Below are 20,829 nucleotides of genomic sequence, written 5' to 3' on the forward strand. Positions count from 1 at the left end.
TACGGTGGGGCCATGTCACGACGTTCCGGTGGTCAGGTCCTCGTCGGTGCCCTGCTCGTGCTCGCCGGCGTGGTGCTGCTGCTCGACCGGCTCGACGTCCTGCGGGCCTCGAGCGTCTGGTCCGTGCTCGTGCCGACGGCCGTGGTCGCCGTCGGCGCCGCCGCCCTGGCGCTCGTCCCGCGGGCGTGGTTCGGGCCGGTGATCGTCATCGCCGCCGGCGGGCTCTGGCTGCTCGACGCCCTCGACGTCGTGCAGGAGAGCCCGTGGACCTTCGCGCTCCCCGTGGCGGTCGCCGTGCTGGGGCTGTCGATCCTGCTGGCGTCGACGGGCCGCGGTGACGACGCGGACCGGGTCCGGCTGTTCGTGTTCTTCTGGGGCGGGGACCGTCGGTCGCTGTCCCAGCAGTTCCGGTCGGCGTCGCTCACGGCGGTGTTCGGCGGCATCGACCTCGACCTGCGCGCCGCGGCCATCCAGGGCCGGGCGCGCGTGGACGTCTTCACGATGTTCGGTGGCGTGGAGATCAAGGTGCCGCCGACCTGGCGGGTGCAGATGGTCACGCTGCCCGTGTTCGGCGGCACGGACGACAAGACCGTGGCGCCGTTCGACCCGGACGCGCCGGTGCTCGAGGTCCACGCGGTGACGGTCTTCGGCGGTGCGACGATCAAGCACGGCAAGCCGCTCGCGCAGCAGCCGTACGACCCCGCCGCACAGCCGCCGTACGGCACGCCCGGCCAGCCCGGCACCCCCGGCACGCCGTACGCCTGACACGCGCCGCGAGGCGCGGCGCGTGTCCGACACGTCGCCGGCGGCGTCGTCGGCCCCGAGCCCGGCGGCGCCACGGTCGAGCGCGCGCCGGGCGGTGCGGGAGCGCGTCAGCTCGGCCCGCGCATCATCCCCGTGGCCATCCACGTGCCGGACGTCGGCTCGTACACCCGGCGGTCCGCACCGCAGCGGGCGCACACCTCGGTGATCGCCTCCGGCCCGCCCTGGTCGGGATTGCGCTCGACGCGCCACGCGTGCCGTCCGAACCGGCACCTCAGAGATCGCATGGCTGCCCCCTTCACGTCGTCGTGGTCCGGCCAGCGTCCCGCGGGGCGTCGGGGCGGTCAAGGACCCGTCACCCGGTCGCCCGGGGCGGGCCGGGCCGGGCTCGCGGCGGCGACGCCGGCGGCCCATCCCGGGGCGCGCCGTCCGGGCGGCGGGGCGAGCGGCGCCGGTTCCACGCCGGCGGCCGCGAGCAGCCACGCGACGACGGAGTTCGAGTTCCACATGTCGCCGCACCGGAGCGCGTCGCGCCCCCACACGTGCCGGGGCACCGCCGGGGCCGCCGCGAGCAGAGCGCGGACGGGCGCCTCGCCGGACGCGACCGTGCGGCGCTCGACGGCCCACGCCAGGTCGGGCACCGTGCCCCCGCGCCAGCACCGCACCTCGTAGCGGAACCACCGGCTGCGGCCCAGGACCCGCGCGCCCACCGGGCCCTCCGCCACGACGCCGCGGTCCCCGGGCGGCTGGCCCCACACGGGTGTCACCTCCACGACCGTGGTCCCGGCGTCGTGCGTCAGCAGCAGGGCCGCGTGCACCAGCGCGCACCGCTCCCGGTGGTCCCGGCGCGCGAGCAGCGCCTCGTACGCGCGGCCGCTGAAGCGGACGACGGGCGAGCCGCCCGCGCCGAGCGGGATCCACGCGAGCTCGATGCGGGGGCCGTCCACCCCTCCATCCCGCCACACGCCGCCCGGTGCGCGCCACGGACCCAGGGCCCAGCCGGCGTCCGACGTCCCGGCGAGGTCACTCCCCGGGGTGCACGGGCACCACCAGCTCCGGGCCGTCGTTCGCGACGTTCCCCACCGCGCGTCCGACCTCGCGCGGCGTCAGGTGCGGCTCGGGGACGTGGACGAGCATCGCGCCGACCTCGTCCGCCGCGGTGGTCGCCGGGTCCAGCCAGTCGTCCCACAGCGGGCGGGGGAGCAGCACGGGGCAGCGGTCGTGGATGTGGCCCAGCGTGTCCGTGGCGGGCCGCGTGATGATCGTGACGGACCACAGCCAGCGGTCCGGGTCGTCGTCGGCCTTCGTGTGGTCCCGCCAGAGCTCGTACAGCCCGGCCGCCGCGAGCGGCTCGGCCCCGTGCAGGAAGTACGGCGTCTTCGGGCCGCGCTCGTGCGCCTGCCACTCGTAGTACCCGTCCATCGGGACCAGCGCGCGACGGCGGGCCGCGGCCTTGCGGAACGCCGGCTTCTCCAGGACCGTCTCCGAGCGCGCGTTGATCATGCGGGAGCCGATCGACACGTCCTTCGCCCACGACGGCACCAGTCCCCAGCGGGCGGTGCGGAGCTGGCGCTGCGGCCGGTCGTCCTCGACGCGCTCGAGCACCACGGGGACGTCCTGCGTGGGCGCGACGTTCCAGGACGGGCCCCGGCGCTCGCCGAGGATCCTGTCGACGGCGAGGTCGCGCTCGAGCTGGTCGGCGGCGCGGGTCTGGGCGTAGCGGCCACACATGGGGCCAGTGTGCGGCCGGTCACCGACACGCGGCCACCGCGCCGGTCGTAGGCTGCCGTCGTGCGCGCGACCCTCATCCACGGCCCCCACGACATCCGCCTCGAGCAGGTCCCCGACCCGACGCTGCAGCGCCCCACCGACGCCCTCGTGCGTGTCGTCGCGGCCTGCGTGTGCGGCTCCGACCTGTGGCCCTACCGGGGCATCCGCCCGACGCGCGAACCGCGCCGCATCGGGCACGAGTTCGTCGGCGTGGTCGAGGAGGTCGGCGCAGACGTGCGGACCCTGCGGCCCGGGCAGTTCGTCGTCGCGCCGTTCATGGTCTCGGACAACACCTGCGTGCACTGCCGCAACGGGGTGCACACGTCGTGCGAGCGGTCGAGCGGCTGGGGCGGGCCGGACGCCGAGGGCGTGTTCACGGACGCGGGCCAGGGCGAGTACGTCCGGGTCCCGCTCGCCGACGGCACCCTCGTGGCGATGCCCGACCACCCGGACGAGGACCTGCTGCCCAGCGTCCTGGCGCTGACCGACGTGATGGGCACGGGGCACCACGCGGCCCTGTCGGCGGGCGTCCGGCCAGGATCGACGGTCGCGGTGGTCGGCGACGGCGCGGTCGGCCTGTGCGCCGTGCTCGCGGCACGCCGGCTCGGTGCGGAGCGGGTCGTCGCGATGTCCCGGCACGCGTCGCGGCAGGCGCTGGCGCGCGAGTTCGGCGCCACCGACGTGGTCGCCGAGCGCGGCGACGAGGGCGCGGCGGCGGTGCTGGACCTGCTCGGCGGGGTGGGCCCGGACCAGGTGCTCGAGTGCGTCGGGACCAAGGAGTCCATGCAGCAGGCGCTCGACACGGCTCGGCCGGGCGGTCGCGTCGGGTTCGTCGGCGTCCCGGCCGGCGGGCCGGAGCTGCCCGTGCAGCAGATGTTCGGCACCAACGTCGGCGTCTGCGGCGGTGTCGCCCCGGTCCGGGCGCACCTCGAGGAGCTCGCCCGTGACGTCTGGTCCGGGGCGATCACACCGGGGAAGGTCTTCGACCTGGTGCTCCCGCTGGACCAGGTGGCCGAGGGCTACGCGGCGATGGACGAGCGGCGCGCGATCAAGTCCATGCTGCTGCCCTGATCCGCCCTGGGGACCACGCGCCGCGGGCCCGCGTCCGCGGGTAGGTTCGGCGGCGTGGACCAGCCCGAGCACGACCTCCCTCCCACCCCGACCTCCCCCGGCGGCGCCGCGAGCGCGACCGTCGCGACGCTCGCCGACGTCGTGCGGCTGCTGGAGCGCCGGTACCCGCCGGGCTCCGCGGAGTCGTGGGACCGTGTCGGCCTCGTCACCGGCGACCCCGACCAGCCGGTGCGCAAGGTGCTGCTGGCCGTCGACCCGGTGGCGGCGGTGGTCGACGAGGCCGTCGCGTGGGGTGCGGACCTGGTGGTCGTGCACCACCCGCTGCTGCTGCGCGGCGTGCACTCCGTCGCAGCGACCACCGCGAAGGGCGCCCTGCTGCACCGGCTGATCCGCGCCGGCATCGCGCTGTACGCCGCGCACACGAACGCGGACGCGGCGGTCGGCGGGGTCGCGGACGAGCTCGCCCGGCTGCTGGGCCTGCAGGACACGCGCCCGCTGGTCCCCGCGCCGGCCGAGGCGCTCGACAAGCACGTCGTCTTCGTCCCCGCGGCCGACGCCGAGCGCCTCGTCGACGCCCTGGCCGCGGCGGGCGCCGGCGCGCTGGGGGAGTACCGCCGGTGCGCGTGGACCGCCACGGGCGAGGGGACGTTCACGCCGACCGAGGGCGCGTCGCCCGCGATCGGCCGGGTGGGCGAGGTCGCGCGCGTCGTCGAGGCGCGCGTGGAGATGGTCGCGCCGCGCCGGTCGCGGGCGGCCGTCGTGGCGGCGATGCGGGCCGCCCACCCGTACGAGGAGCCGGCGTTCGACGTGCTCGAGCTCGCGCGCTGGGACGGCGCCACCGGCACGGGGCGCGTCGGGCACCTGCCGGAGCCGCTGACGCTGCACGGCTTCGCCGAGCGCGTCGCCGCGTCGCTGCCCGCCACCGCCCAGGGCATCCGCTACGCCGGGCCGCCCGACGCGACGGTCCGCACGGTCGCGGTCGTCGGGGGAGCGGGCGACTCCCTGTTCGACGCGGTGCGAGCCTCCGGCGCGGACGTCTACGTCACCGCCGACCTGCGCCACCACCCGGCCTCCGAGCTCCGCGAGCAGGCCGAGTTCGCCGCCCGCGGCGCGGCCGCCAGCCCGCCCTACCTCGTCGACGCCGCGCACTTCGCGTCGGAGTGGCCGTGGCTGCCCGGGGCCGAGCGCGACCTGCGCGCCGACCTGGCCGCGCACGGCACTACGGTGGACACGCGCGTCAGCACCGTGCGCACCGACCCGTGGACCGGCCGCGTCCCGGCGGACCCCCGCAGCACCGACCCGTCGGAAGGACACCACCCGTGACCAAGGCGACCCCGCAGGACCAGAGGCGGCTGCTCGACCTCCAGGCGCTCGACACCCGGCTCGACCAGATCGCGCACAAGCGGGCCGCGCTGATGAAGCACGTGCGGATCGCCGAGCTCGACGCCCAGCTCGCCGACCTGGACACCGCCATCGCCGCCTCCCGCACCGCCGTCGGCGACATCCGCCGGGAGGTCACGAAGGCCGAGGCGGACGTCCAGCAGGTGCGCGACCGCGCCGCACGGGACCAGGCCCGGCTCGACTCCGGCGCGGGCTCCGCGAAGGACCTCCAGGCGCTGCAGAGCGAGCTGGCGTCGCTGGCCCGCCGCCAGGGGGACCTGGAGGACGTCGAGCTCGAGGCGATGGAGCGGCTCGAGGCCCACGAGGCGGCGCTCGGCGAGCTCACGACCGCCCACGCCGCGCTGCTGAACGAGCGCGCCGGGGTCGCCGCGGAGCGGGACGCCGAGGTCGAGGTGCTCGACCAGCAGGCCGCGCAGGTGCGGGCCGAGCGCGACGCGATGGCCGCGCCCCTGGAGGAGCGGCTGATCCAGCTGTACGACCGGCTGCGCTCGCGGCTCGGCGGTGTCGCGGTGGCCGCCCTGCGCCGGGGCCGGTCCGAGGGCAGCGGCCTGCCGGTCCCCGCCACCGAGCTGGCGAAGATCAAGGCGACGCCCGAGGACGAGATCGTGTACTGCGAGGACTCCGGCCGGATCCTCGTGCGTGGCGAGGACGCGTACTGATGGCCGCCGACGGGCCGGGCCCCGGGAACAGCTCGGCGTCGCTCGAGCCCGAGGCCGGCACGCCCGCGCCGTCGTCGCGGCGTCCGGTGCGACCGTCCGGCGCGGGCGTGCGGTTCGACGACGCCCTGCCGACGACGGTCATCCTGGTGCGGCACGGCGAGACCGAGATGACGGTCTCGCGCGGCTACTCCGGCTCGTCCGAGCCCGGCCCGTCCCTGACCGACCGGGGCCGCGCCCAGGCCGCGGCGGCGGGGGAGCTGGTGTGCCGCGTCGGTCACGACCTGTGGGGCGACATCCCGTTCCCGACCGAGCTGATCGCCTCGCCGATGGTCCGCACGCAGGAGACCGCGGCCGTGATCGGGCAGAAGCTCGGCCTCACGCCGCGGGTCGACGCCGCGTTCCAGGAGGCCGACTTCGGCGCCTGGCAGGGGCTCACCGCCGAGCAGATCGAGGAGCGCTGGCCCGGGCAGCTCGAGCCCTGGCACACCCGCGCGGACGTCCGGCCCGAGGGCGGCGAGTCCATCGCCGATGTCGGCCGGCGCATCGGCGCGGGGCTCGACGGGCTGCTCGCCGCGGGCACCGACCGGACCGTCGTGGTCGTCTCGCACGCCGTGGCGATCCGCGCGGCGCTCGGTCGCACCATGGGCGCGCAGCCCGGCTCGTGGAGCCAGCTCCGCGTCGCCCCGGCGTCCGTGAGCATCATCCGGCTGTTCGAGGACAAGCGGGACGAGGTCGCCGTGGCCGGTGCGCCGAGCGAGGGGTGGACCGGGCGGGGCTGAGCCGGGCGGGTGCTGCGCGCCGCGTCAGGCGACGACGAGCGACAGCGTCGCCGGGCCGGTCTGCGGCGCGTCCAGCTCCACCGCGAGCAGCTCCGTCCCCACCAGCTCCGACGCCGCCCGGGCGAGCTCCTGGGCCGTCCGTGGCTCGCGCCCGCGCCGCGTGACCAGGTGGCGGGTCAGCACCCCGCGGGTGTGCTTCGCGTGGTGCGAGACCACCGAGCGGCGCCCCGCCACCTCGCGCAGCACCCGCACCTGCACCCACGTCCGGTGCACGTCCCGCGCCGGCCGCCACGCCGCGAGGTAGGTCGCCGAACGGCAGTCCACGACGAGCTCCCCGGACGCCGCCCGCGGGTCCAGCACCTCCCGCAGCGGCTCGCGCCACGCCGCCGCGAGCGGGCCGACCCCCGGCAGGTCGACGCCCATCGACAGCCGGTACGCCGGGATCGGGTCCTCCGGGCCGACCAGCCCCCACAGCCCCGACACCACCCGGACCGACCCGGCCGCCCGCCGCCGCGCCGAGGGCGTCAGCCGGTCCAGCCCCGCAGCCGCGTACAGCACGCCGGTGTACACCCGCTTCGCTGCCGCCGTCGGAGCCCCCCGCAGGGCGGTGTTGCGGGCGACCTCGTCCGCGATCCCCGCGCCGACCCCGAGCACGTCCGCCGCGTCCGGCCGCGCGCTCACCGCGACCAGCGCGTCCAGCACCCGCTCCCGCGTCGGCGTCAGCACCGGCTCCGACAGGGCGGACAGGTCCAGGCGGTCGCCCCGCACGGGAGCGGTCTTGCCCTCGGAGGGCGGCAGGAGGATCAGCACGCCCCGCACTGTAGGCGGCGCTCGGCGGGTCCGCGGACCGGGTAGGCTGGGGCCGCGGATGAGCTGGCCAGGCGGCCGCGTCGAGCCGGAAGGCTCGCCGAGGAACGTCCGGGCTCCACAGGGCAGGGTGGTGGGTAACACCCACCCGGGGTGACCCGCGGGACAGTGCCACAGAGAACAGACCGCCCCCGCACGACCTCCGGGCCGTGAGGGGGTAAGGGTGAAACGGTGGTGTAAGAGACCACCAGCGTGCCGGGTGACCGGCACGGCTCGGTAAACCCCACCCGGAGCAAGGCCAGACAGGGAGCGTTCGAGGGCTGCCCGCCCGAGCTCCCGGGTAGGCCGCTGGAGGCGCACGGCGACGTGCGTCGTAGATGGATGGCCGCCACCCGTGCGGGGGCAACCGCGCACGGGGACAGAACCCGGCGTACCGGCCAGCTCATCCGCACTTCATGGCACCTGACCAGCGCAAACACTCGCCAGGCGCTGGCTTGGGGGCCGAATGGAGGCTCGCGGCTTACCAGCCCTGACCAGGGCAAACGCGGATCGACCGGAACGCAGAGCCCCCAGGGAGCCCCCAACGTGGACACCCCGCAACAGCCCCGCCGCACCCCGGAGCAAGTCGCCGCCGCGGCAGCAGCGATGGACCGCGCCCTCGCCGCCGGCCTCCCGCCCGATGTGCTCGGGACGATGCTCTCGGCGCGCGCGGCATGGTGGGGCCACGCCGACTGGCCGGCCCACGACGACCTCGCGCGCGTACTCGCGCACCCCGCGTCCCGGGCGGTCGACGAGCTGCTCTGGCAGGCGATCAGGCGCCGGATCCGCTGACGTCCCGGCGCCGGACGTCCGCCGCCGGAAGCCAGACGGCGCCGGTCATGACGCGCAGGTCCCCGATGCGCACGCGGACGACGGCGCCGGGGCCGGCGCCCCACCACTCGACGGCGACGGTGTCGAGCTGCTCATCGCCGGTGGCCCACCGCAGGGTCACGGAGACGGGGATGGGGTCGTCGACGTCGTGGTGCGTGCCGCGGGGGACCGGGCGCGCGTTGAGCAGGGGGACGGCGGCGCGCACGCGCGCCATGCCGCCGGGGGTGGTCTGCGTGAGGTCCACCCCGGCATCGTGCGCCGGGGGGCTGACACGCTGCGGCAGTGCAGGCCACCACTCCGTGGCGGGGTCGGCGGTGCGCCATGCCTCGTCCGGCCGGTCGTCGCGATCCATGCGGTCAGCCTGGCAGGCTCGACGATCGAATCTCGACTGCCTTGGCATCGAACGTGTGTTCCACTAGGGTTGAGCGCTTCGCCCGTATGGCGGACATCACGTCCCTCGAGTGTTGCGTTCACGCAACACGGTGCCCTACCTTCGAGCCATAGCTCCCCACCGTCCTCCGGGCCTGGTGGGGCTTTTTCTTACCTGGGGGCGCCGTGACGGAGCGGGTACACCTTTTCGTGGACTACCAGAACGTCCATCTATCGGTCGGCGAGGCGTTCGCCCCACCTGGCACCCCGCCTCACACGACCCTCATCCACCCGGGGCGCTTCGGCGACGCACTGATGGGCCGCCGCGCCGCGAAAGGGCTCGGAGGGACGCTCGAACAGATCCACGTGTACCGCGGCCAGCCGAGCTCTGACCGCGAGGTCGAGCAGGCCGCCCGGAACAAAGCACAGTCGGCGGAGTGGTCCCGAGATCCCCGCGTCCGGATGTACAACAGGCCGCTCAGGTACCCACGCGACTGGCCGAGGACACGAGCGAGGGAGAAGGGCGTTGACGTTCGCCTCGCGATCGACTTTGTGCGTGCCGCGATCGACAAGTCCGCGGACGTTCTCATCCTCGCCTCCCGCGACACGGACCTCATGCCCGCGATCGAGACGGCGCTAGACCTTGGTCACGCGCGCGTGGAGGTGTTCACGTGGCAGGGGTGCAGCCGGCTGCGTCTCGGTCGCGAGTACAGCGCACGAGCGCTCTGGTGCACCTTCATGCAGGGCTCGGACTACGTGGCGTCGAAGGACCCGAAGCAGTACTGACACCGTGGGAAGGACGTCGACGACGCATCACGGGGCCCGCTGCGGCTCCGGCTCCCATGCGGGGTCGCAGCACTCGGCCGCGGCGAGCTTCGACGGCCAGTTACGGCCGCAGGCCTTGCAGGGGTGCATCAGTCGGCCGTCTCGGGGAGCCTCGCGAGCAGCGTGCGGATGATCGTGGTCGCCACCGCACCGGCGACCGTCACTCCGAGCTCGCGCCACCCGACGTCCTGCAGAAGCACGACCGACCCCAGGACGGGCGCAGCGACCTGGCCGGCGGTCTTCGCGGCCCGGGACAGCACAGCCCGCCACAGCGGCACGTGCGCGTCGTTGAGCTCGGGGAGCCCGGCGAGGGACGTCGTGAGCGACACGAGCGCCGCGAGGACGGTCACGGACCCCACGTACAGGACCGTGACGTCCCCGGCGATCAGCAGCGCCGCGAGCGGCAGGAGCGCGGCCAGGGCGGTGTACGTGGCACGCTGGCCGGCGGCCACCCACCACGCACGGGTCAGGATCAGCATCGATGTCACCTCTCGGTTCGGGACGGGACGGGCTGGCCTACGGCGATGAGCGCCTGGATCAGGACGGCGTTGTGGGCTTCGGAGTCGTCGCGCTCGAGGCGCATCCGGTCGCGTTCGGCGCGGGCGCGGTCGGCGTCCTCGATCGCCGCGTCGCGGGAGCGCTCCATGTACGCGAACTGCTCGTCGCGGTCGGCGCGCTCCTCCGCGGCCCGGGCGAGTGCGGCCTCCTTCGCCTTCCCCGAGCGGGTCGCGCGGGTCGCGAACCAGGACCCGAGGAGGCCGATCGCGGCGACGATGACCGTCGCGAGGGCCGGGTCGAGCTGCACGCTCACCCCTGCGAGCCGTGGCGGACGAGGTCCTCGAACGGGTTCCGCAGCGGGTCGCGGAGCATCGTGAGGTCCTTCGCGGCGAGCGCGGACCACACGATCACCCCGGACCAGCCGGCGGAGGTGCCGGTGAGGATGGACCAGGCGAACCCTCCGGCCCACATGAACGTCGTGACGACAGACACGAACAGGGCGTGCCGGGCGGCGTCCTCGTTGCCGGTGAACGCGGCGAACCCGGCCAGGGCACCGACGACCACGAACACCGCGCCCCAGACCATGAGCGCGGTGTCCGGGTGCAGGAGCCACAGGAAGTCCTTGACGCCGTCGAACGACCCGGACGTGAAGTCCTGGGGTCGCCACAGGCACATCACGCCGAGGAACAGGTGCCGGGACGCGCAGATCGCCATGTACGCGCGGGCCCGCGGCGTCATGCGCTGCCCGGGCGGTGCGGGCTGGGGGATGAGAGTCACGACGCCCCCATCGCGGCCGCCAGGAGCCGCAGGGGCCACAGCAGCGCCCACATCAGCAGGACCGCCATCCCGGCGCAGCCGGCGAGGAACGCCACGATGGACGCGGTGGCGACGAGGAGCATTTGGGAGCGGGACATCGTCACCACGCCTTGTAGTTCCGGGCGCGGGCCGCCTGGTACGCGGCCTCGGTCTTCGAACCCCACACCCCATCGTCCTTGACGCCCCACGCGGCCTGGAGCTTCTTCACCGTCGCGACGAGCGCGGCCTGGGACTTCGCACCCCAGATCCCGTCCGGGGCGGCGCCGACGGTGACTTGCGCCTGCCGGTCCTTCTGTCCGTTGAGGGCGGCGCGGACGATGTTCACGCCGTTGTCGGTGTCGTCGCCCCAGTACCCGTCGACGGTGGCGTGGACCGCGGCCTGCGTCGCCCTGGTCTGCGCGGCGTCGCGGGTGCTCGGGCCGGCCGAGGCGCGGCGGCCGGCGTTGATCGCCTCCCACGTCTGCGCGCCGACGATCCCGTCTACGGTCAGCCCGAGCGCCCGCTGGTAGGCGGCGACCGCGGCGTGCGTCGCCGGCCCGAAGATCCCATCCGCCGTGATCCCGAGGAACGACTGCACCCGCGTGACGAGCGACCCACGCGCCCCCTGCCGGATGACCGTCGGGGGCGCCGGCGCGGGGATCGGGTTCACGACCGGGACCGCACCCGACACCAGGGCGGACACCCGGGCAAGGAACGGCCCCCACGGGAAGTCCGGACCGGGGTCCCAGTGCGTGGACTTCCTGAACGCCTTCGACACGTCGTCGTGCGCGACGAAGCCCATGCGACCGGCCTTCAGCTCCGCGACCGTCAGGTGCCGGATCGGGATGCCGTACTTGCGGACCCACTCGGCGCACTGCTGCGCGGCGAGCTCGAGCATCGCCGTGGAGTACGCGTCCGCCCACTCGGCCGCGGTCTGCTTCGCGTACCCGGCGAGTTCGAGCTGCAGCCCGTTGGCGTTCGCACCCGGGGCCGCCCACGCGGTGTCCTGGTCAGCGACGCACCGCACGAGCGAGTCGCTGTCCGCGCACACGTGCGCCGACGCTCTGGTGGACGGCTTCGCGAAGTACGCCGCGATCTGCTCGGCCGTCGCGGTACCCTCCGGTGCCTCCATCGTGTGGATCACGATGACCTCGACCGCCGACGCGCGGCCGGCGTACTTGTTCGGGCTCGCGATGGTCTGCATGCCCTCACGGTGCGGGTGGGGGTGTCACACCCCGCGTTGGCGTTGGCGCAGCGGCCACGACCCAGTCGCCCCGCCGTTCTGCCGCTGCCGCAGCGGCCACGAGTCGGTCCCGGTGAGGGACTGGCGTTGGCGTAGCCGCCACACACCGCCGGTGGTGTGGATGCGGTACCGCGGTGGCGTGTACCGGAACCGGGCGGTCGTCAGGTTCGGGATGAGGCGGGCGTGGTCACCAAACACGTCTGCGAGGTCGGCGGGCTCCACCCATCCGGCCTCCGTCGCGATGACGACCCGGGGGGTGCCGGAGTACGGCACGGCGAGACTGAGCGTCCCGCCGGCGGCGGAGCCGGGGCGAGCGGGCCGGGTGCCTGTCGCGGACGGCCACGCCACCAGGTCGCTGGGGGTGATCCAGTCCGACAAGGGGATGAAGTTCTCGATCGGCCACGTCGGCGCCCACGTCGCAGGGAGCTCCGCGACCCTCACCGTCGTCGCCGGCGTGCCAGGGGTCAGTGCACCGTCCACGACCACGAGCAGCTCGTCGTCCGCCCACATGCCCTCGTCGGACTCCCACTCGATGCGGGCACCCGGGTCGAGCGGCGGGTCCACGGGTGCCAGGTCGCGGGCCCCGGCGCCCCAGGCGTACACGCCCCACCCCTGCGTGACGCGCCAGTCCGGAGGGTCCGGGACGCTGTCGACGATGTACGACAGGGTCGACTCCGCGAACGCGTGCGACACCAGCCACGTGCTCGCAGGTGCGATCGGCGGCGCAGGCATCGGCCAGACCCACCACGGCGGGGGGTCGGCGGACTGCCCGGTGTTCGACCCCAGGAGCGTCGCCAGGGATGCGTCGCTGAGGGGGCGCGTGCGGTACTCGTCAGGGGGCTGGATCCAGTCGGTGACGCCCATCAGTCCGCCCCGGGCCAGAAGCGACCCTGCACGTAGCACGACCCGGATGCGATGAGCGCAACCCACAGCCACGGCGCCTGCGTCGACGCGTAGTCCCACGACGCGTCGTCCACGAGCTTCCCGGTCAACGGGGCGGACGTCTCACCGTCGGGGTCGGAGTACTCCCCGGGCCAGTACCCCGCCGGCTGCTGGTACCAGCCCCAGGACATGAGCATCCCGGCGTCGTCGAGGTCCTCGTTCGACCACGGGTTCTCCTCCGCGGTCAGGGGGTTGCCGACCAGCCCGAGGAGCTGCGCGGCGGTGATCGGCCGGTCGAACACGGCCACCGAGAACTCCCGCGCCGCGGTGGTGGTGATCTCGGTGCGCACCACGGACCCGTAGGACCCGAACGGCACCCGGATCACCGACCAAAGGTTCGAGAACAGCGCGAACCTCGGGATGTGCCCGGCGGGGGACTCCGCGTCGAACGTCGCCCGGGCGTCGGTGACCGACCCCTTCGACAGGCGCTTCACCGCGGCCTTCGCCGGGTCGGTCGCGTTCCGCTCTCGGTCGCGGATCGCGTCCAGGCGCGGGTAGTCGCGGGCGTTCGTGTCGACGGTGACCGTGACCGTGTCCTCGGAGTAGTCCACGGCGGCGGCGTGCACGACCAGGTCCGTGCCCCGGTACCCCCGGATGCGGCCGTTGAGGCCCTCCTGGATCTCGAACCTGGACCGCTCTTGCGGGTCGACGTCCGTGAACGTCACCGTCCCTGCCCACCCGGGGTGGATGTCGCGGGCGAGGATCTCCCCGGCCGCTCGGGCGCCTTCGTCCTTCGACACGCCCTGCCCGAAGTCGATCTTTTCCTCCACCCGCAGCGTGTTCGCGTCGTAGGCGGGGTTCGCTCCGAGGTCGTCCCCGTCGGGCCCGTACAGGCGCGGCATCACCGCGGGGGAGTAGGCGAGCGGCATGTAGAAGCACTCGAGCGTGCCGGTGTTCGACCCGGTCCCGAACGTTGCCGCCCACGTCTGCGGGCCCACGATCCCGTCGCGCTGGATACCGGCTGCGGTCTGCACCTCGATCGCCTTGGCGCGGTCGGCCTGCGTGAACCGGCCCGTCGCGGGCAGGCCGACGCGCCGCTGCCAGTCCGACACCCCAGCCCCGGTGTCCGTCATCGAGTCGGTGGTGCCGACGCGGATCGTCTTCGACGGGTTCGCGTTCGGGTAGGGCGGGGTGTCGTCGGGACGCCAGTTCGGGTACCGGGCGTTCCGCCACCGGCCGCCGTCGGACCCGATGCCCTCCCCGTACAGGACATTCGGTGCCTGCGACCAGTCCTGCGCGAGGTCGATCTGCACACCCCGCTGCCCGTTGTGGACGGTCCACTGGACCGTGGTCGTGTCCTTCAGTGCGATGATGGGGGCGCGCTCGTCGCACCGCACCGTCCACTGCTGGCCGCCGGTGATGGCGGTGGCAAGGAGCTGCTGCACGTATCCGGTGACCCGCGGCTCCCACCCGCCGAGGACGGAGGTCTGGCAGCCGGTGACGACGGGGGCGACGGGGGAGTGGCGGCGGGAGACCGCGGTGTTCAGGACCTCCGCGATGACGTCGCCGATGTCCCTGGGGGCCGTGAGGAACGACGGCTGCCGAAGCTGGAGGTCGTCCGCCATGACTGCACCGGTGGCGTTGATGGTGAAGACCCCGTCGTCCTCGGAGTGCCCGAACGACACGACTACGCCGGCGAACCGGGACTGCACGCCGCCGGCGACCTTCGCGATGCGGATGTCCACCGATGCCCCCGGGACGCACCAGGCCGGCAGTGCGTGGAACGCGGTGATCTGCGGGAACCGCAACGTCGCCTCCGAGGACCCGAACGGCTCCGTCCTGGACCACGACGGGAACTCCATCGGCACGTCCAGGTAGTAGGTGACGTCCACGCCCTCCACGACGACCTGCACCCGCCCGTACTCGGCGTCCACGACCGACGTCGGCGCCCAGTCGGTGGGCCACGACCTCGCGTCCAGGACGGGTGTGGGCATCGTCTCGGAGTACCGGCGGATCACCGCGTTTGGGACACCAGCGGGCGGGAGCTGCGGCTCCGGCGGAGGGGGAGGCGTGATCGAACCGCCCGGGGTCGCCGCGGGCGGGTCAGGGATCGGGTCCTCGCCGACCGTCAGCACACCGGCTCCTGTGACCGACCACGTTCCGGAGGCGGTGAGACCGCCGCCGAGGTACTGGTCGACGAGAGCGGCCATGTCCGCGGCGAGCGTCGGAGAGACCCCGTCCTCCGCTATCAGGCGCGCGAGGGTCCAGGAGTGCCCCTCACCGCCGAACGCGGCGATCGACACGGCGGGTGACATCCAGCCGCCGGAGAACGTCCCGAGCAGCTCGCCGTCGAGGTAGAACCCCCCGGCGGAGGTCATGGTGATGAGGTGGCGCCCAGGCAGGGTCCCGGTGGTCACCGACTCGATCAGCCACGCCCCGCCGGGAGTGGCGATTAGGTTCGCGCCGACCTGCACGGTGTTCGCGTCCCACTGCGGGGCGACGAGGATCGACGCCACGAGGTGCACCGTCCAGTGCTCCGTCTCCGGCACGGTCGTGGTGAGCTCGGCTGGGGGTCCGACGTTCGTCAACCGCAGCACGGTCAGGTCGCCCTCGGTGACGGCCTCGATCGTGCCGCCGAAGCCGGAGTCTGTCCACGTCCCGTCGCCGGCCCACGGGCCGAGGGGGAAGCCCGAGGGGTCGAGGTCGAGGATGCTCACGCGGGCACCTGGAACGTCAGTGCGCCGGGCTCGAACACCAGCGGATCGCCCTCATCCGGGGTCACGGGGGCGGGGAGGTCGGCGGAGACGATCAGGGCGCCGGCGGCAGCGTCGAACAGCCCGAGCGCGGCGATGGTCCACCCGTCCCCGGCGACACCGCAGTCCACGGACTGGGTGTTCGCGACCCCGTCGCCCGCGGGACCGAACGCCTCGTGCCGCACGGACAGGCCGGTCATCGCGATCACGTCACCGGAAGCGTCGAGCCACCCGGTCCACAGCACCGTGGGGACGAGCTGCGACCGGTTCGGGCCCAGGAGGGCCTGCACGGTGCGGGAACGCCAGGTCGGTCCGATCATCACACCCTCACCGGCATCGTCAGCGTGTACTCCTGCATGGACTGCATCGCCCGGAACTTGTCGATCACGTCCCCGGAGGCGGGGGTGACGTCGGCGGGTTCGCAGTGGACGGTGCTCACGTGCCCCTCGATCTCGACGGTGACCTGGTAGTCGAACGGGGAGACCGCTGCCATCAGCTCGGTCACGCGGTTCTGCGCCGCGATCCAAGACGAGCCCAGGCAGCGGACCTGCACCGTCAGCACGGTGGTGTCGAGGACTGCGCCGACGAGCGCGCGCCCGTGCTGGTACTTCCCCTCGACCGTCGTTCGCCGCCAGGTTCGACCACCGAAGCCGACACCGATGAGCTCGAACGGGGCCTCGTTGAGGACGAGGTCGTCGCCGGGTCGGGCGATCGTGACCCGCGCGTCCAGGTCAGCCATCACACCTCCCGGGTTGTCCGGCGCATCATCACCGGGCGGGTGTCACGGCACTCGGCGCCCAGCGAGGGCGGCGCGGGCCTTCGCTCGGTTGCCCCAGCCCTCCGCTTCACGCCGGTCGGTGAAGTACGCGCGCTGAATCGTCCACGGAGTGTGCCGCTCGTTCGTCACCTCGATCGGGACCGTGATGACGTTCGGCTGCGAGTATCCGGGGATGCCACCGCCGGCGAACCCCCCGAGGTAGGTGCCCATGGCTGCGCGGACGGCTTCGACGCCGCCGGAGCGCGCCAGGGCGTTCATCCGGTGCACCCACGACGGTCCGACAGCGCGTGTCCACTCCGGGCGCATCACCGCCTCGCCGCCGGAGATGCCGATGTACCCGATGTCGCGGCCGGGCGTGTAGCCCGGGTAGATCCCGCCGTCGGCCATGCCCCTCTGAGCCCCGGGCCCGGTCGAGAACGATCCGTCGGAGAAGACCGTTAGCTTCGGAGCGGCGGAGTCGAATCCGGTCTGGATGCCCTGTGCGAGGGTGATGCCGAACGCCTCGGCGATCCGTCGGATCTCGTCCACGTCGAGGCCGAGCTGGGCGGCGATGTCCTCTGCGGTCGCTCCACCCCAGGACAGCGACGAGATGTCCAGGGCGGAGGACAGGTCCCTCGTCATCGTGTCGGAGTCGGAGTTGATCGCCATCGTCGTCAGGCGCGACTGCTCCACGACCTTCGCCTGAATCTCGGCGAGCTGCGCCTCTGCATCGTTGACCATCTGGATGAGCGCGCCGGTGTTGTCGTCGACCATCTGCTGCACGATCGGGCCGGCCTGCTCCGGTCCCTCCTCGAGGAGACGCGCCATGACCTGCGGGTCGAGGCCCATCCGCATCGCGGTGTCGAGGTTCGTCGAGAACGTCGTGCCCATCTCGATCGCATTGCGATAGAACGCCTCGAGCGTGCCCTCGGCCTTCTTCCGCTGCGCCTCGGCCAGATCGGCCTCCGCGTCCGCGACGCCCTCGCGGGCGTTCTTCAGCTCGCGGCTCTCGGACTTCGCGTCCTTCTCGACGTCGCTCAGCCGCTCCCGTGCGTCGGCGAGCTTCTCGAGGGCGTCCTTCTCCTCCTGGACGCCGATGTCCGGCTCCCAGGTGCCGAGGACGTCGGTTGCGCCGGAGAACGCGGAGCGGACCTTGTCGGCGGTGGCCTGGATCGCGTCGGCGAGGGCTTCCTGGTCCTCGATCGACATGCCCCAGTCCTCCGACATGCCCGCAGCTGAGACTCCGGTCTGCTTCTCGATGTCCTGGATGTAGGAGATGAGCTTGTCGCGGTTCGCCTGTGCCTTCGCGTCGTCGATCGGCATCGTCAGGTCGATGCCCTGGGCCTCCTGTAGCCGGCGGAGCTCATCGACCGAGAGCCCGGTCGCGTCGCGCAGCTTGATCAGGTTCAGGGTGGTGTTCCCCGTCTTGATCTGAAGCTCCGTGAGCGCGTTGTTGGTCGCCTCGATCTGCTTGTTGCTGTCGTACTCCTCCCACGGCCAGTTCCAGTCCGTGTCGAAGCCCTGGACGGCGCCGAGGGTGTCGCGCAGGCGCTCGAGCTCGTCGATGCCCTGAGAGACCGACGCCTCGTTCAGGGTGTCGACGCCGCTCGTGACGTTGGAGATCGTCTCGCGCAGGCGGTTCGCGCCGTCGGTCGCGGCGTAGACGATCGCCATGATCCCCGCAGTGAGCGCGGCGGTGGCGATCCCCGACGCCATGAACGCGGACGCCGCACCCCGCACGGCTCCCGCGGTCACGCTGAGAGCGGTGCCGAGACGCGTGGTTGCGACGTGCGCGCCCCCCGTGAACCGCGCCGCGTTCTGCATGGTGAGCGCTTGGGCCGCCCATGCCGCACGGGCCTCGGACAGCCGCCAGACCACGTTGTACTGGAGCGACTTGCCGAACTGCTGCAGCCCACCCACGACCGAGGTGATCGAGGGCAGGAACCGCGACGCCCATAGAGCCGCGACGGCTACCACGAGCGCCGGGTGGTCTGCGAGGAACCCGGTGATCGCTCCGAGGCTGTCCGACAGCACGCTCAGCCCCGCGAGCGTGGCACCGCCGACCATCTGCGCCAGCGCCCCCGCGACTGGGCTCGCGGCGTCGTAGATCGCGCCGAGGATCTCGGCGACGTTGACCCCGCCCTGGTAGAGCGAGTCGAGCAGCGGCTGCACGACCTGCAGGCCGTGCTCGAGCGCCGGCACCGCGCCCTCGGCGAGGTCCTGCACCGCGCCGAGGACGTCGTTCACGGCGGGCAGGACCTTCATGCCTATGGCGATCGTCCCGGCCTGCAGGGTGTTGGTCAGGACCGTCCACTGCGCGGAGGTGGACTTCATCTGCTCGTCGAGAGTGGCCTGCGTCGCCCCGAGGCGGGCGGTCTCGTCGCCGATCTCCGCCTGCACTCGCGCGTAGGTGCGACCCTCGTCTGTAGCGAGCGCGAACGCAGCGCGGGCGGCCCGGACCTCGGGGAAGAGCTTGAGGTACTCCTCAGCTGACCCGCCAGTGGCCTTCCGCAGGTCCTCCATGACTCCGTACAGACCCTCGGTCTGCAGGGCCGTGAGCCCCGACTCGTACCCCAGGGTCTTGTAGACGCCGGCGAGGGAGTCCGAGGGGTCGATGAGCGCCTGGATGACCCGGTTCAGGGAGGTACCCGACTCGGCCGCGGAAAGGCCCGTCAGCGTCATGGTCGCGATCGCAGAACCAACGTCGTCGATCGGGACCCGCGCGGCGGACGCCATGCCGACGACGTCACCGATGACCCCGGTGAGGTCAGAGAACTGCAGGACACCGAGGTTGACGGTCTGGAAGAGGACATCGGAGACGTCCGACGCCGACGACGCCGACAGGCCGTAGGCATTCAGGACGGCGGTGATGGCGGTGACCGAGTCCGACGTGGTCGCGAGTCCAGCCGACGCCGCGCGGGCGGACGCGTCGAGGACGGTGAGGCCCTCAGCGCCATCGAACCCGGACGACGCAATGTCGTACAGGCCCTCGGCGAGGTCGTTCGCACCTGTCGGAAGTTCGGTTGCGAGCTCAAGGACCTCCCCGGACATCGCGCTCAGCCCGGCCGCCGACTCGTGCAGCAGGGAGTTTACGTTCCGCATCCGCTGGTCGAACCCGGCCGCCGCGATGCCTGCCGCAGTAAGGCCGGCGACCATCGCGAGCACACCGGCGACCGCGATCGCGGTCGCGGCTTTCCATGCCGTCGACCAGCGCGACGCACTGGTGCTGGTCGTGCGCTCCCACGCCTGGATCTCCGACGCCGACCGGGCGAGCGATCGGGTCAGGGACGACGCGTCACCGCGGATCGCGACACCGATCGTGCGAACCCCGCCTGCTGCGACCTGTGTGAAGCTCACCGGGTCTCCTCGAGGTAGACGTGCACGAACGGCCGCTCCGGTTCAGGGATCGCGGCGGTCGCTTCGGCCTTCGCCTGGCAGTGCATGCACCGCCGGTACTTCACCTCCGCGGCGGCAGGGTTCTGCATCGCGTCGGACGGCACACCGCACCCGGGGCACACGTCGCCGACGATCTGCATTTCCGCCATCGCGAGGTCCTGGTCGTCCGGCGGGAAGGCCAGGAACGCAGAATGCGACACCCCGATCCGGGACGCGCACCGCACCTCCATCAGCCGGCGGGGGTTGCGGCGCAGCAGCCGCACCGCCCACTCGATCGACCCCGGATACGCGACCCGCAGGCACTCCCCGAGGAGCTCCTCCGCGGCGTCTGCGGTGGACTCGTCCCACCAGGACGTCACCTCGACCAGCGGTCGGCCGGTGCACTCCGCGATCAGGGCGGGCGGGAACGTGTCCTCGTTCCACTGGTCCTCCCCGTCGCGGGGCGGGTGCTTGTCCAGCAGTGCCGCCCACCGGGCGCGGCCGAGACCCCGCACGGTCACGTCGTGCGGGGCGCCGTCCGGAGCCCAGTACCTCACCGGCGAGCCAGGGGGTCGGGGCGGGCCTGCATCTGCGCGAGCAGCGCGGTCTGGAACAGCTGGTTCAGCTCGGCGTCCGACCACTCGGCGGAGTCGAACATCTCCTCGACCTCCGCCTCGGTCCGGGCGGGGGAGACGAGGGCCTTCGCGACGAGGTCCGGGGCGAGGGACGCGAAGGAGTACGGGGAGTCCCCGGTGGCGCCCTCGGCCCGCCACGCCTCGTTGTCCTCCTCGGTCGGCGGGTGCGCAGCGACGAGCGTCTTCCACGCCTTGCGCCCCAGGGACCGGAACGTCCACTTCTCCCGGGCCGCCCGGTACGCCTTCTCCGCGGTGTCCTTGGCCTGCACGAGGTCAGCGACCTCGTCCTGGTCGGACTCCATCAGCGCGGCGAGAGCGGCGCGCAACTCGTCCTCCGTCGCCGCCGGCGACATCGACGCCCGCACGGCGGCGGCGCGGCGCGGGAACGAGTCCGACAGGCGCTTCCGCGCTGCGGTGAGATCCGCGACGGCGTCCTCGTAGGCGTCGGCGAGCTCGGAGTTCAGTACGACCCACGTGCTGGTCGTCCGGGCGGTCTTCACCAGGTGGTCCTGCGGCTTCCTGGGCACGGTTCTCCTTCCAGATGGGGTGATGCCCCCACCCCCTCGGGCGGGGAGCGG

At 73.3% G+C, this 20,829-nt stretch carries 24 protein-coding genes and 1 other RNA gene; 8 read left to right on the plus strand and 17 right to left on the minus strand.

Annotated features, from left to right (window positions below; genetic code table 11):
• The first annotated feature begins 12 nt into the window (after window positions 1-12).
• Window positions 13-765 carry a cell wall-active antibiotics response protein gene (locus K5O09_RS07025; RefSeq protein WP_222172051.1) on the plus strand — a complete coding sequence of 251 codons (753 nt, stop codon included), beginning with the start codon at window positions 13-15 and terminating at the stop codon, window positions 763-765.
• A 107-nt stretch (window positions 766-872) separates the two neighbouring features.
• Here K5O09_RS07025 and K5O09_RS07030 read toward each other — a convergent pair whose 3' ends face one another.
• The 3 genes from K5O09_RS07030 to K5O09_RS07040 all read right to left on the minus strand — a co-directional run bounded on the left by K5O09_RS07030 (window position 873) and on the right by K5O09_RS07040 (window position 2,493).
• On the minus strand, window positions 873-1,049 hold the full coding sequence (locus tag K5O09_RS07030) for a hypothetical protein (protein ID WP_222172052.1): 177 nt from the start codon (window positions 1,047-1,049) through the stop codon (window positions 873-875).
• Between the two features lie 57 nt (window positions 1,050-1,106).
• Entirely contained in the window at window positions 1,107-1,709 is a 603-nt protein-coding gene (locus K5O09_RS07035) for a hypothetical protein (protein ID WP_222172053.1), read from the minus strand.
• 76 nt (window positions 1,710-1,785) lie between these two features.
• The gene (locus tag K5O09_RS07040) at window positions 1,786-2,493 is read right to left on the minus strand and encodes an SOS response-associated peptidase (protein ID WP_222172054.1); all 708 of its coding nucleotides are present in this window, start codon (window positions 2,491-2,493) and stop codon (window positions 1,786-1,788) included.
• Between the two features lie 60 nt (window positions 2,494-2,553).
• On the opposite strand from K5O09_RS07040, the gene K5O09_RS07045 reads away from it, so the two are divergent.
• The 4 genes from K5O09_RS07045 to K5O09_RS07060 all read left to right on the plus strand — a co-directional run bounded on the left by K5O09_RS07045 (window position 2,554) and on the right by K5O09_RS07060 (window position 6,442).
• Window positions 2,554-3,603, plus strand: a complete 1,050-nt coding sequence (locus tag K5O09_RS07045; protein ID WP_222172055.1) for a zinc-dependent alcohol dehydrogenase family protein — start codon at window positions 2,554-2,556, stop codon at window positions 3,601-3,603.
• Window positions 3,604-3,744: 141 nt separating this feature from the next.
• Window positions 3,745-4,926: a Nif3-like dinuclear metal center hexameric protein gene (locus tag K5O09_RS07050; RefSeq protein WP_255596310.1), complete on the plus strand. Its 1,182-nt coding sequence runs from the start codon at window positions 3,745-3,747 to the stop codon at window positions 4,924-4,926.
• Window positions 4,923-5,663: a zinc ribbon domain-containing protein gene (locus K5O09_RS07055; protein WP_222172057.1), complete on the plus strand. Its 741-nt coding sequence runs from the start codon at window positions 4,923-4,925 to the stop codon at window positions 5,661-5,663. Before K5O09_RS07050 ends, K5O09_RS07055 begins: the two co-directional genes overlap by 4 nt.
• A complete protein-coding gene (locus K5O09_RS07060; RefSeq protein ID WP_222172058.1) occupies window positions 5,663-6,442 on the plus strand; it encodes a histidine phosphatase family protein in 780 nt (259 codons plus the stop codon). The genes K5O09_RS07055 and K5O09_RS07060 overlap by 1 nt, the downstream gene beginning before the upstream one ends.
• Before the next feature lie 24 nt (window positions 6,443-6,466).
• Here K5O09_RS07060 and K5O09_RS07065 read toward each other — a convergent pair whose 3' ends face one another.
• Window positions 6,467-7,252, minus strand: coding sequence for a YaaA family protein (locus K5O09_RS07065; RefSeq protein ID WP_222172059.1), 786 nt, complete (start codon window positions 7,250-7,252; stop codon window positions 6,467-6,469).
• Window positions 7,253-7,311: 59 nt separating this feature from the next.
• Here K5O09_RS07065 and rnpB point away from each other — a divergent pair.
• Together rnpB and K5O09_RS07075 are read left to right on the plus strand one after the other, a co-directional pair.
• Window positions 7,312-7,698: RNase P RNA component class A (gene rnpB, locus K5O09_RS07070), an RNA gene on the plus strand.
• 136 nt (window positions 7,699-7,834) lie between these two features.
• Entirely contained in the window at window positions 7,835-8,080 is a 246-nt protein-coding gene (locus tag K5O09_RS07075; RefSeq protein ID WP_222172060.1) for a hypothetical protein, read from the plus strand.
• On the opposite strand, the gene K5O09_RS07080 is transcribed toward K5O09_RS07075, so the two are convergent.
• Window positions 8,061-8,471 (minus strand): hypothetical protein, encoded by a 411-nt coding sequence (locus K5O09_RS07080; RefSeq protein ID WP_222172061.1) that lies wholly within the window; start codon window positions 8,469-8,471, stop codon window positions 8,061-8,063. The genes K5O09_RS07075 and K5O09_RS07080 overlap by 20 nt on opposite strands.
• Before the next feature lie 203 nt (window positions 8,472-8,674).
• Here K5O09_RS07080 and K5O09_RS07085 point away from each other — a divergent pair, with 203 nt between their 5' ends.
• Entirely contained in the window at window positions 8,675-9,274 is a 600-nt protein-coding gene (locus K5O09_RS07085; RefSeq protein ID WP_255596184.1) for an NYN domain-containing protein, read from the plus strand.
• A gap of 128 nt (window positions 9,275-9,402) precedes the next feature.
• Here K5O09_RS07085 and K5O09_RS07090 read toward each other — a convergent pair whose 3' ends face one another.
• From K5O09_RS07090 to K5O09_RS07145, 12 genes are read right to left on the minus strand one after another with little or no spacing between them, the layout of a single operon-like run.
• A complete protein-coding gene (locus K5O09_RS07090; RefSeq protein ID WP_222172063.1) occupies window positions 9,403-9,792 on the minus strand; it encodes a hypothetical protein in 390 nt (129 codons plus the stop codon).
• 5 nt (window positions 9,793-9,797) lie between these two features.
• Complete coding sequence (locus K5O09_RS07095; protein WP_222172064.1) at window positions 9,798-10,124, minus strand: hypothetical protein; 327 nt, start codon at window positions 10,122-10,124, stop codon at window positions 9,798-9,800.
• Window positions 10,121-10,588: a hypothetical protein gene (locus tag K5O09_RS07100; protein ID WP_222172065.1), complete on the minus strand. Its 468-nt coding sequence runs from the start codon at window positions 10,586-10,588 to the stop codon at window positions 10,121-10,123. The genes K5O09_RS07095 and K5O09_RS07100 overlap by 4 nt, the downstream gene beginning before the upstream one ends.
• Entirely contained in the window at window positions 10,585-10,725 is a 141-nt protein-coding gene (locus K5O09_RS07105; protein WP_222172066.1) for a hypothetical protein, read from the minus strand. Before K5O09_RS07105 ends, K5O09_RS07100 begins: the two co-directional genes overlap by 4 nt.
• A gap of 2 nt (window positions 10,726-10,727) precedes the next feature.
• Window positions 10,728-11,810, minus strand: coding sequence for a peptidoglycan-binding domain-containing protein (locus K5O09_RS07110; RefSeq protein ID WP_222172067.1), 1,083 nt, complete (start codon window positions 11,808-11,810; stop codon window positions 10,728-10,730).
• A gap of 24 nt (window positions 11,811-11,834) precedes the next feature.
• Entirely contained in the window at window positions 11,835-12,713 is an 879-nt protein-coding gene (locus K5O09_RS07115) for a hypothetical protein (protein ID WP_222172068.1), read from the minus strand.
• On the minus strand, window positions 12,713-15,448 hold the full coding sequence (locus K5O09_RS07120; RefSeq protein ID WP_222172069.1) for a peptidoglycan-binding protein: 2,736 nt from the start codon (window positions 15,446-15,448) through the stop codon (window positions 12,713-12,715). The genes K5O09_RS07115 and K5O09_RS07120 overlap by 1 nt, the downstream gene beginning before the upstream one ends.
• A complete protein-coding gene (locus K5O09_RS07125) occupies window positions 15,445-15,804 on the minus strand; it encodes a hypothetical protein (RefSeq protein WP_222172070.1) in 360 nt (119 codons plus the stop codon). Before K5O09_RS07125 ends, K5O09_RS07120 begins: the two co-directional genes overlap by 4 nt.
• Window positions 15,804-16,223, minus strand: a complete 420-nt coding sequence (locus tag K5O09_RS07130; protein WP_222172071.1) for a hypothetical protein — start codon at window positions 16,221-16,223, stop codon at window positions 15,804-15,806. The genes K5O09_RS07125 and K5O09_RS07130 overlap by 1 nt, the downstream gene beginning before the upstream one ends.
• Before the next feature lie 42 nt (window positions 16,224-16,265).
• Complete coding sequence (locus K5O09_RS07135) at window positions 16,266-19,598, minus strand: phage tail tape measure protein (RefSeq protein WP_222172072.1); 3,333 nt, start codon at window positions 19,596-19,598, stop codon at window positions 16,266-16,268.
• Window positions 19,595-20,173, minus strand: a complete 579-nt coding sequence (locus tag K5O09_RS07140) for a hypothetical protein (protein WP_222172073.1) — start codon at window positions 20,171-20,173, stop codon at window positions 19,595-19,597. The genes K5O09_RS07135 and K5O09_RS07140 overlap by 4 nt, the downstream gene beginning before the upstream one ends.
• Entirely contained in the window at window positions 20,170-20,778 is a 609-nt protein-coding gene (locus K5O09_RS07145) for a hypothetical protein (protein WP_222172074.1), read from the minus strand. The genes K5O09_RS07140 and K5O09_RS07145 overlap by 4 nt, the downstream gene beginning before the upstream one ends.
• Between the last annotated feature and the right edge of the window lie 51 nt (window positions 20,779-20,829).

Source organism: Cellulomonas sp. C5510 (genome assembly GCF_019797765.1).
Lineage (GTDB): Bacteria > Actinomycetota > Actinomycetes > Actinomycetales > Cellulomonadaceae > Cellulomonas.

What these genes read in the sequence shown, in the direction of transcription:
- K5O09_RS07060 (WP_222172058.1), top strand. Translation starts at nt 5,663, where the DNA reads ATGGCCGCCGACGGGCCGGGCCCCGGGAACAGCTCGGCGTCGCTCGAG.
- K5O09_RS07125 (WP_222172070.1), bottom strand. Translation starts at nt 15,804, where the DNA reads ATGATCGGACCGACCTGGCGTTCCCGCACCGTGCAGGCCCTCCTGGGC.
- K5O09_RS07090 (WP_222172063.1), bottom strand. Translation starts at nt 9,792, where the DNA reads ATGCTGATCCTGACCCGTGCGTGGTGGGTGGCCGCCGGCCAGCGTGCC.
- K5O09_RS07110 (WP_222172067.1), bottom strand. Translation starts at nt 11,810, where the DNA reads ATGCAGACCATCGCGAGCCCGAACAAGTACGCCGGCCGCGCGTCGGCG.
- K5O09_RS07115 (WP_222172068.1), bottom strand. Translation starts at nt 12,713, where the DNA reads ATGGGCGTCACCGACTGGATCCAGCCCCCTGACGAGTACCGCACGCGC.
- K5O09_RS07040 (WP_222172054.1), bottom strand. Translation starts at nt 2,493, where the DNA reads ATGTGTGGCCGCTACGCCCAGACCCGCGCCGCCGACCAGCTCGAGCGC.
- K5O09_RS07130 (WP_222172071.1), bottom strand. Translation starts at nt 16,223, where the DNA reads ATGGCTGACCTGGACGCGCGGGTCACGATCGCCCGACCCGGCGACGAC.
- K5O09_RS07080 (WP_222172061.1), bottom strand. Translation starts at nt 8,471, where the DNA reads ATGGATCGCGACGACCGGCCGGACGAGGCATGGCGCACCGCCGACCCC.
- K5O09_RS07105 (WP_222172066.1), bottom strand. Translation starts at nt 10,725, where the DNA reads ATGTCCCGCTCCCAAATGCTCCTCGTCGCCACCGCGTCCATCGTGGCG.
- K5O09_RS07025 (WP_222172051.1), top strand. Translation starts at nt 13, where the DNA reads ATGTCACGACGTTCCGGTGGTCAGGTCCTCGTCGGTGCCCTGCTCGTG.
- K5O09_RS07030 (WP_222172052.1), bottom strand. Translation starts at nt 1,049, where the DNA reads ATGCGATCTCTGAGGTGCCGGTTCGGACGGCACGCGTGGCGCGTCGAG.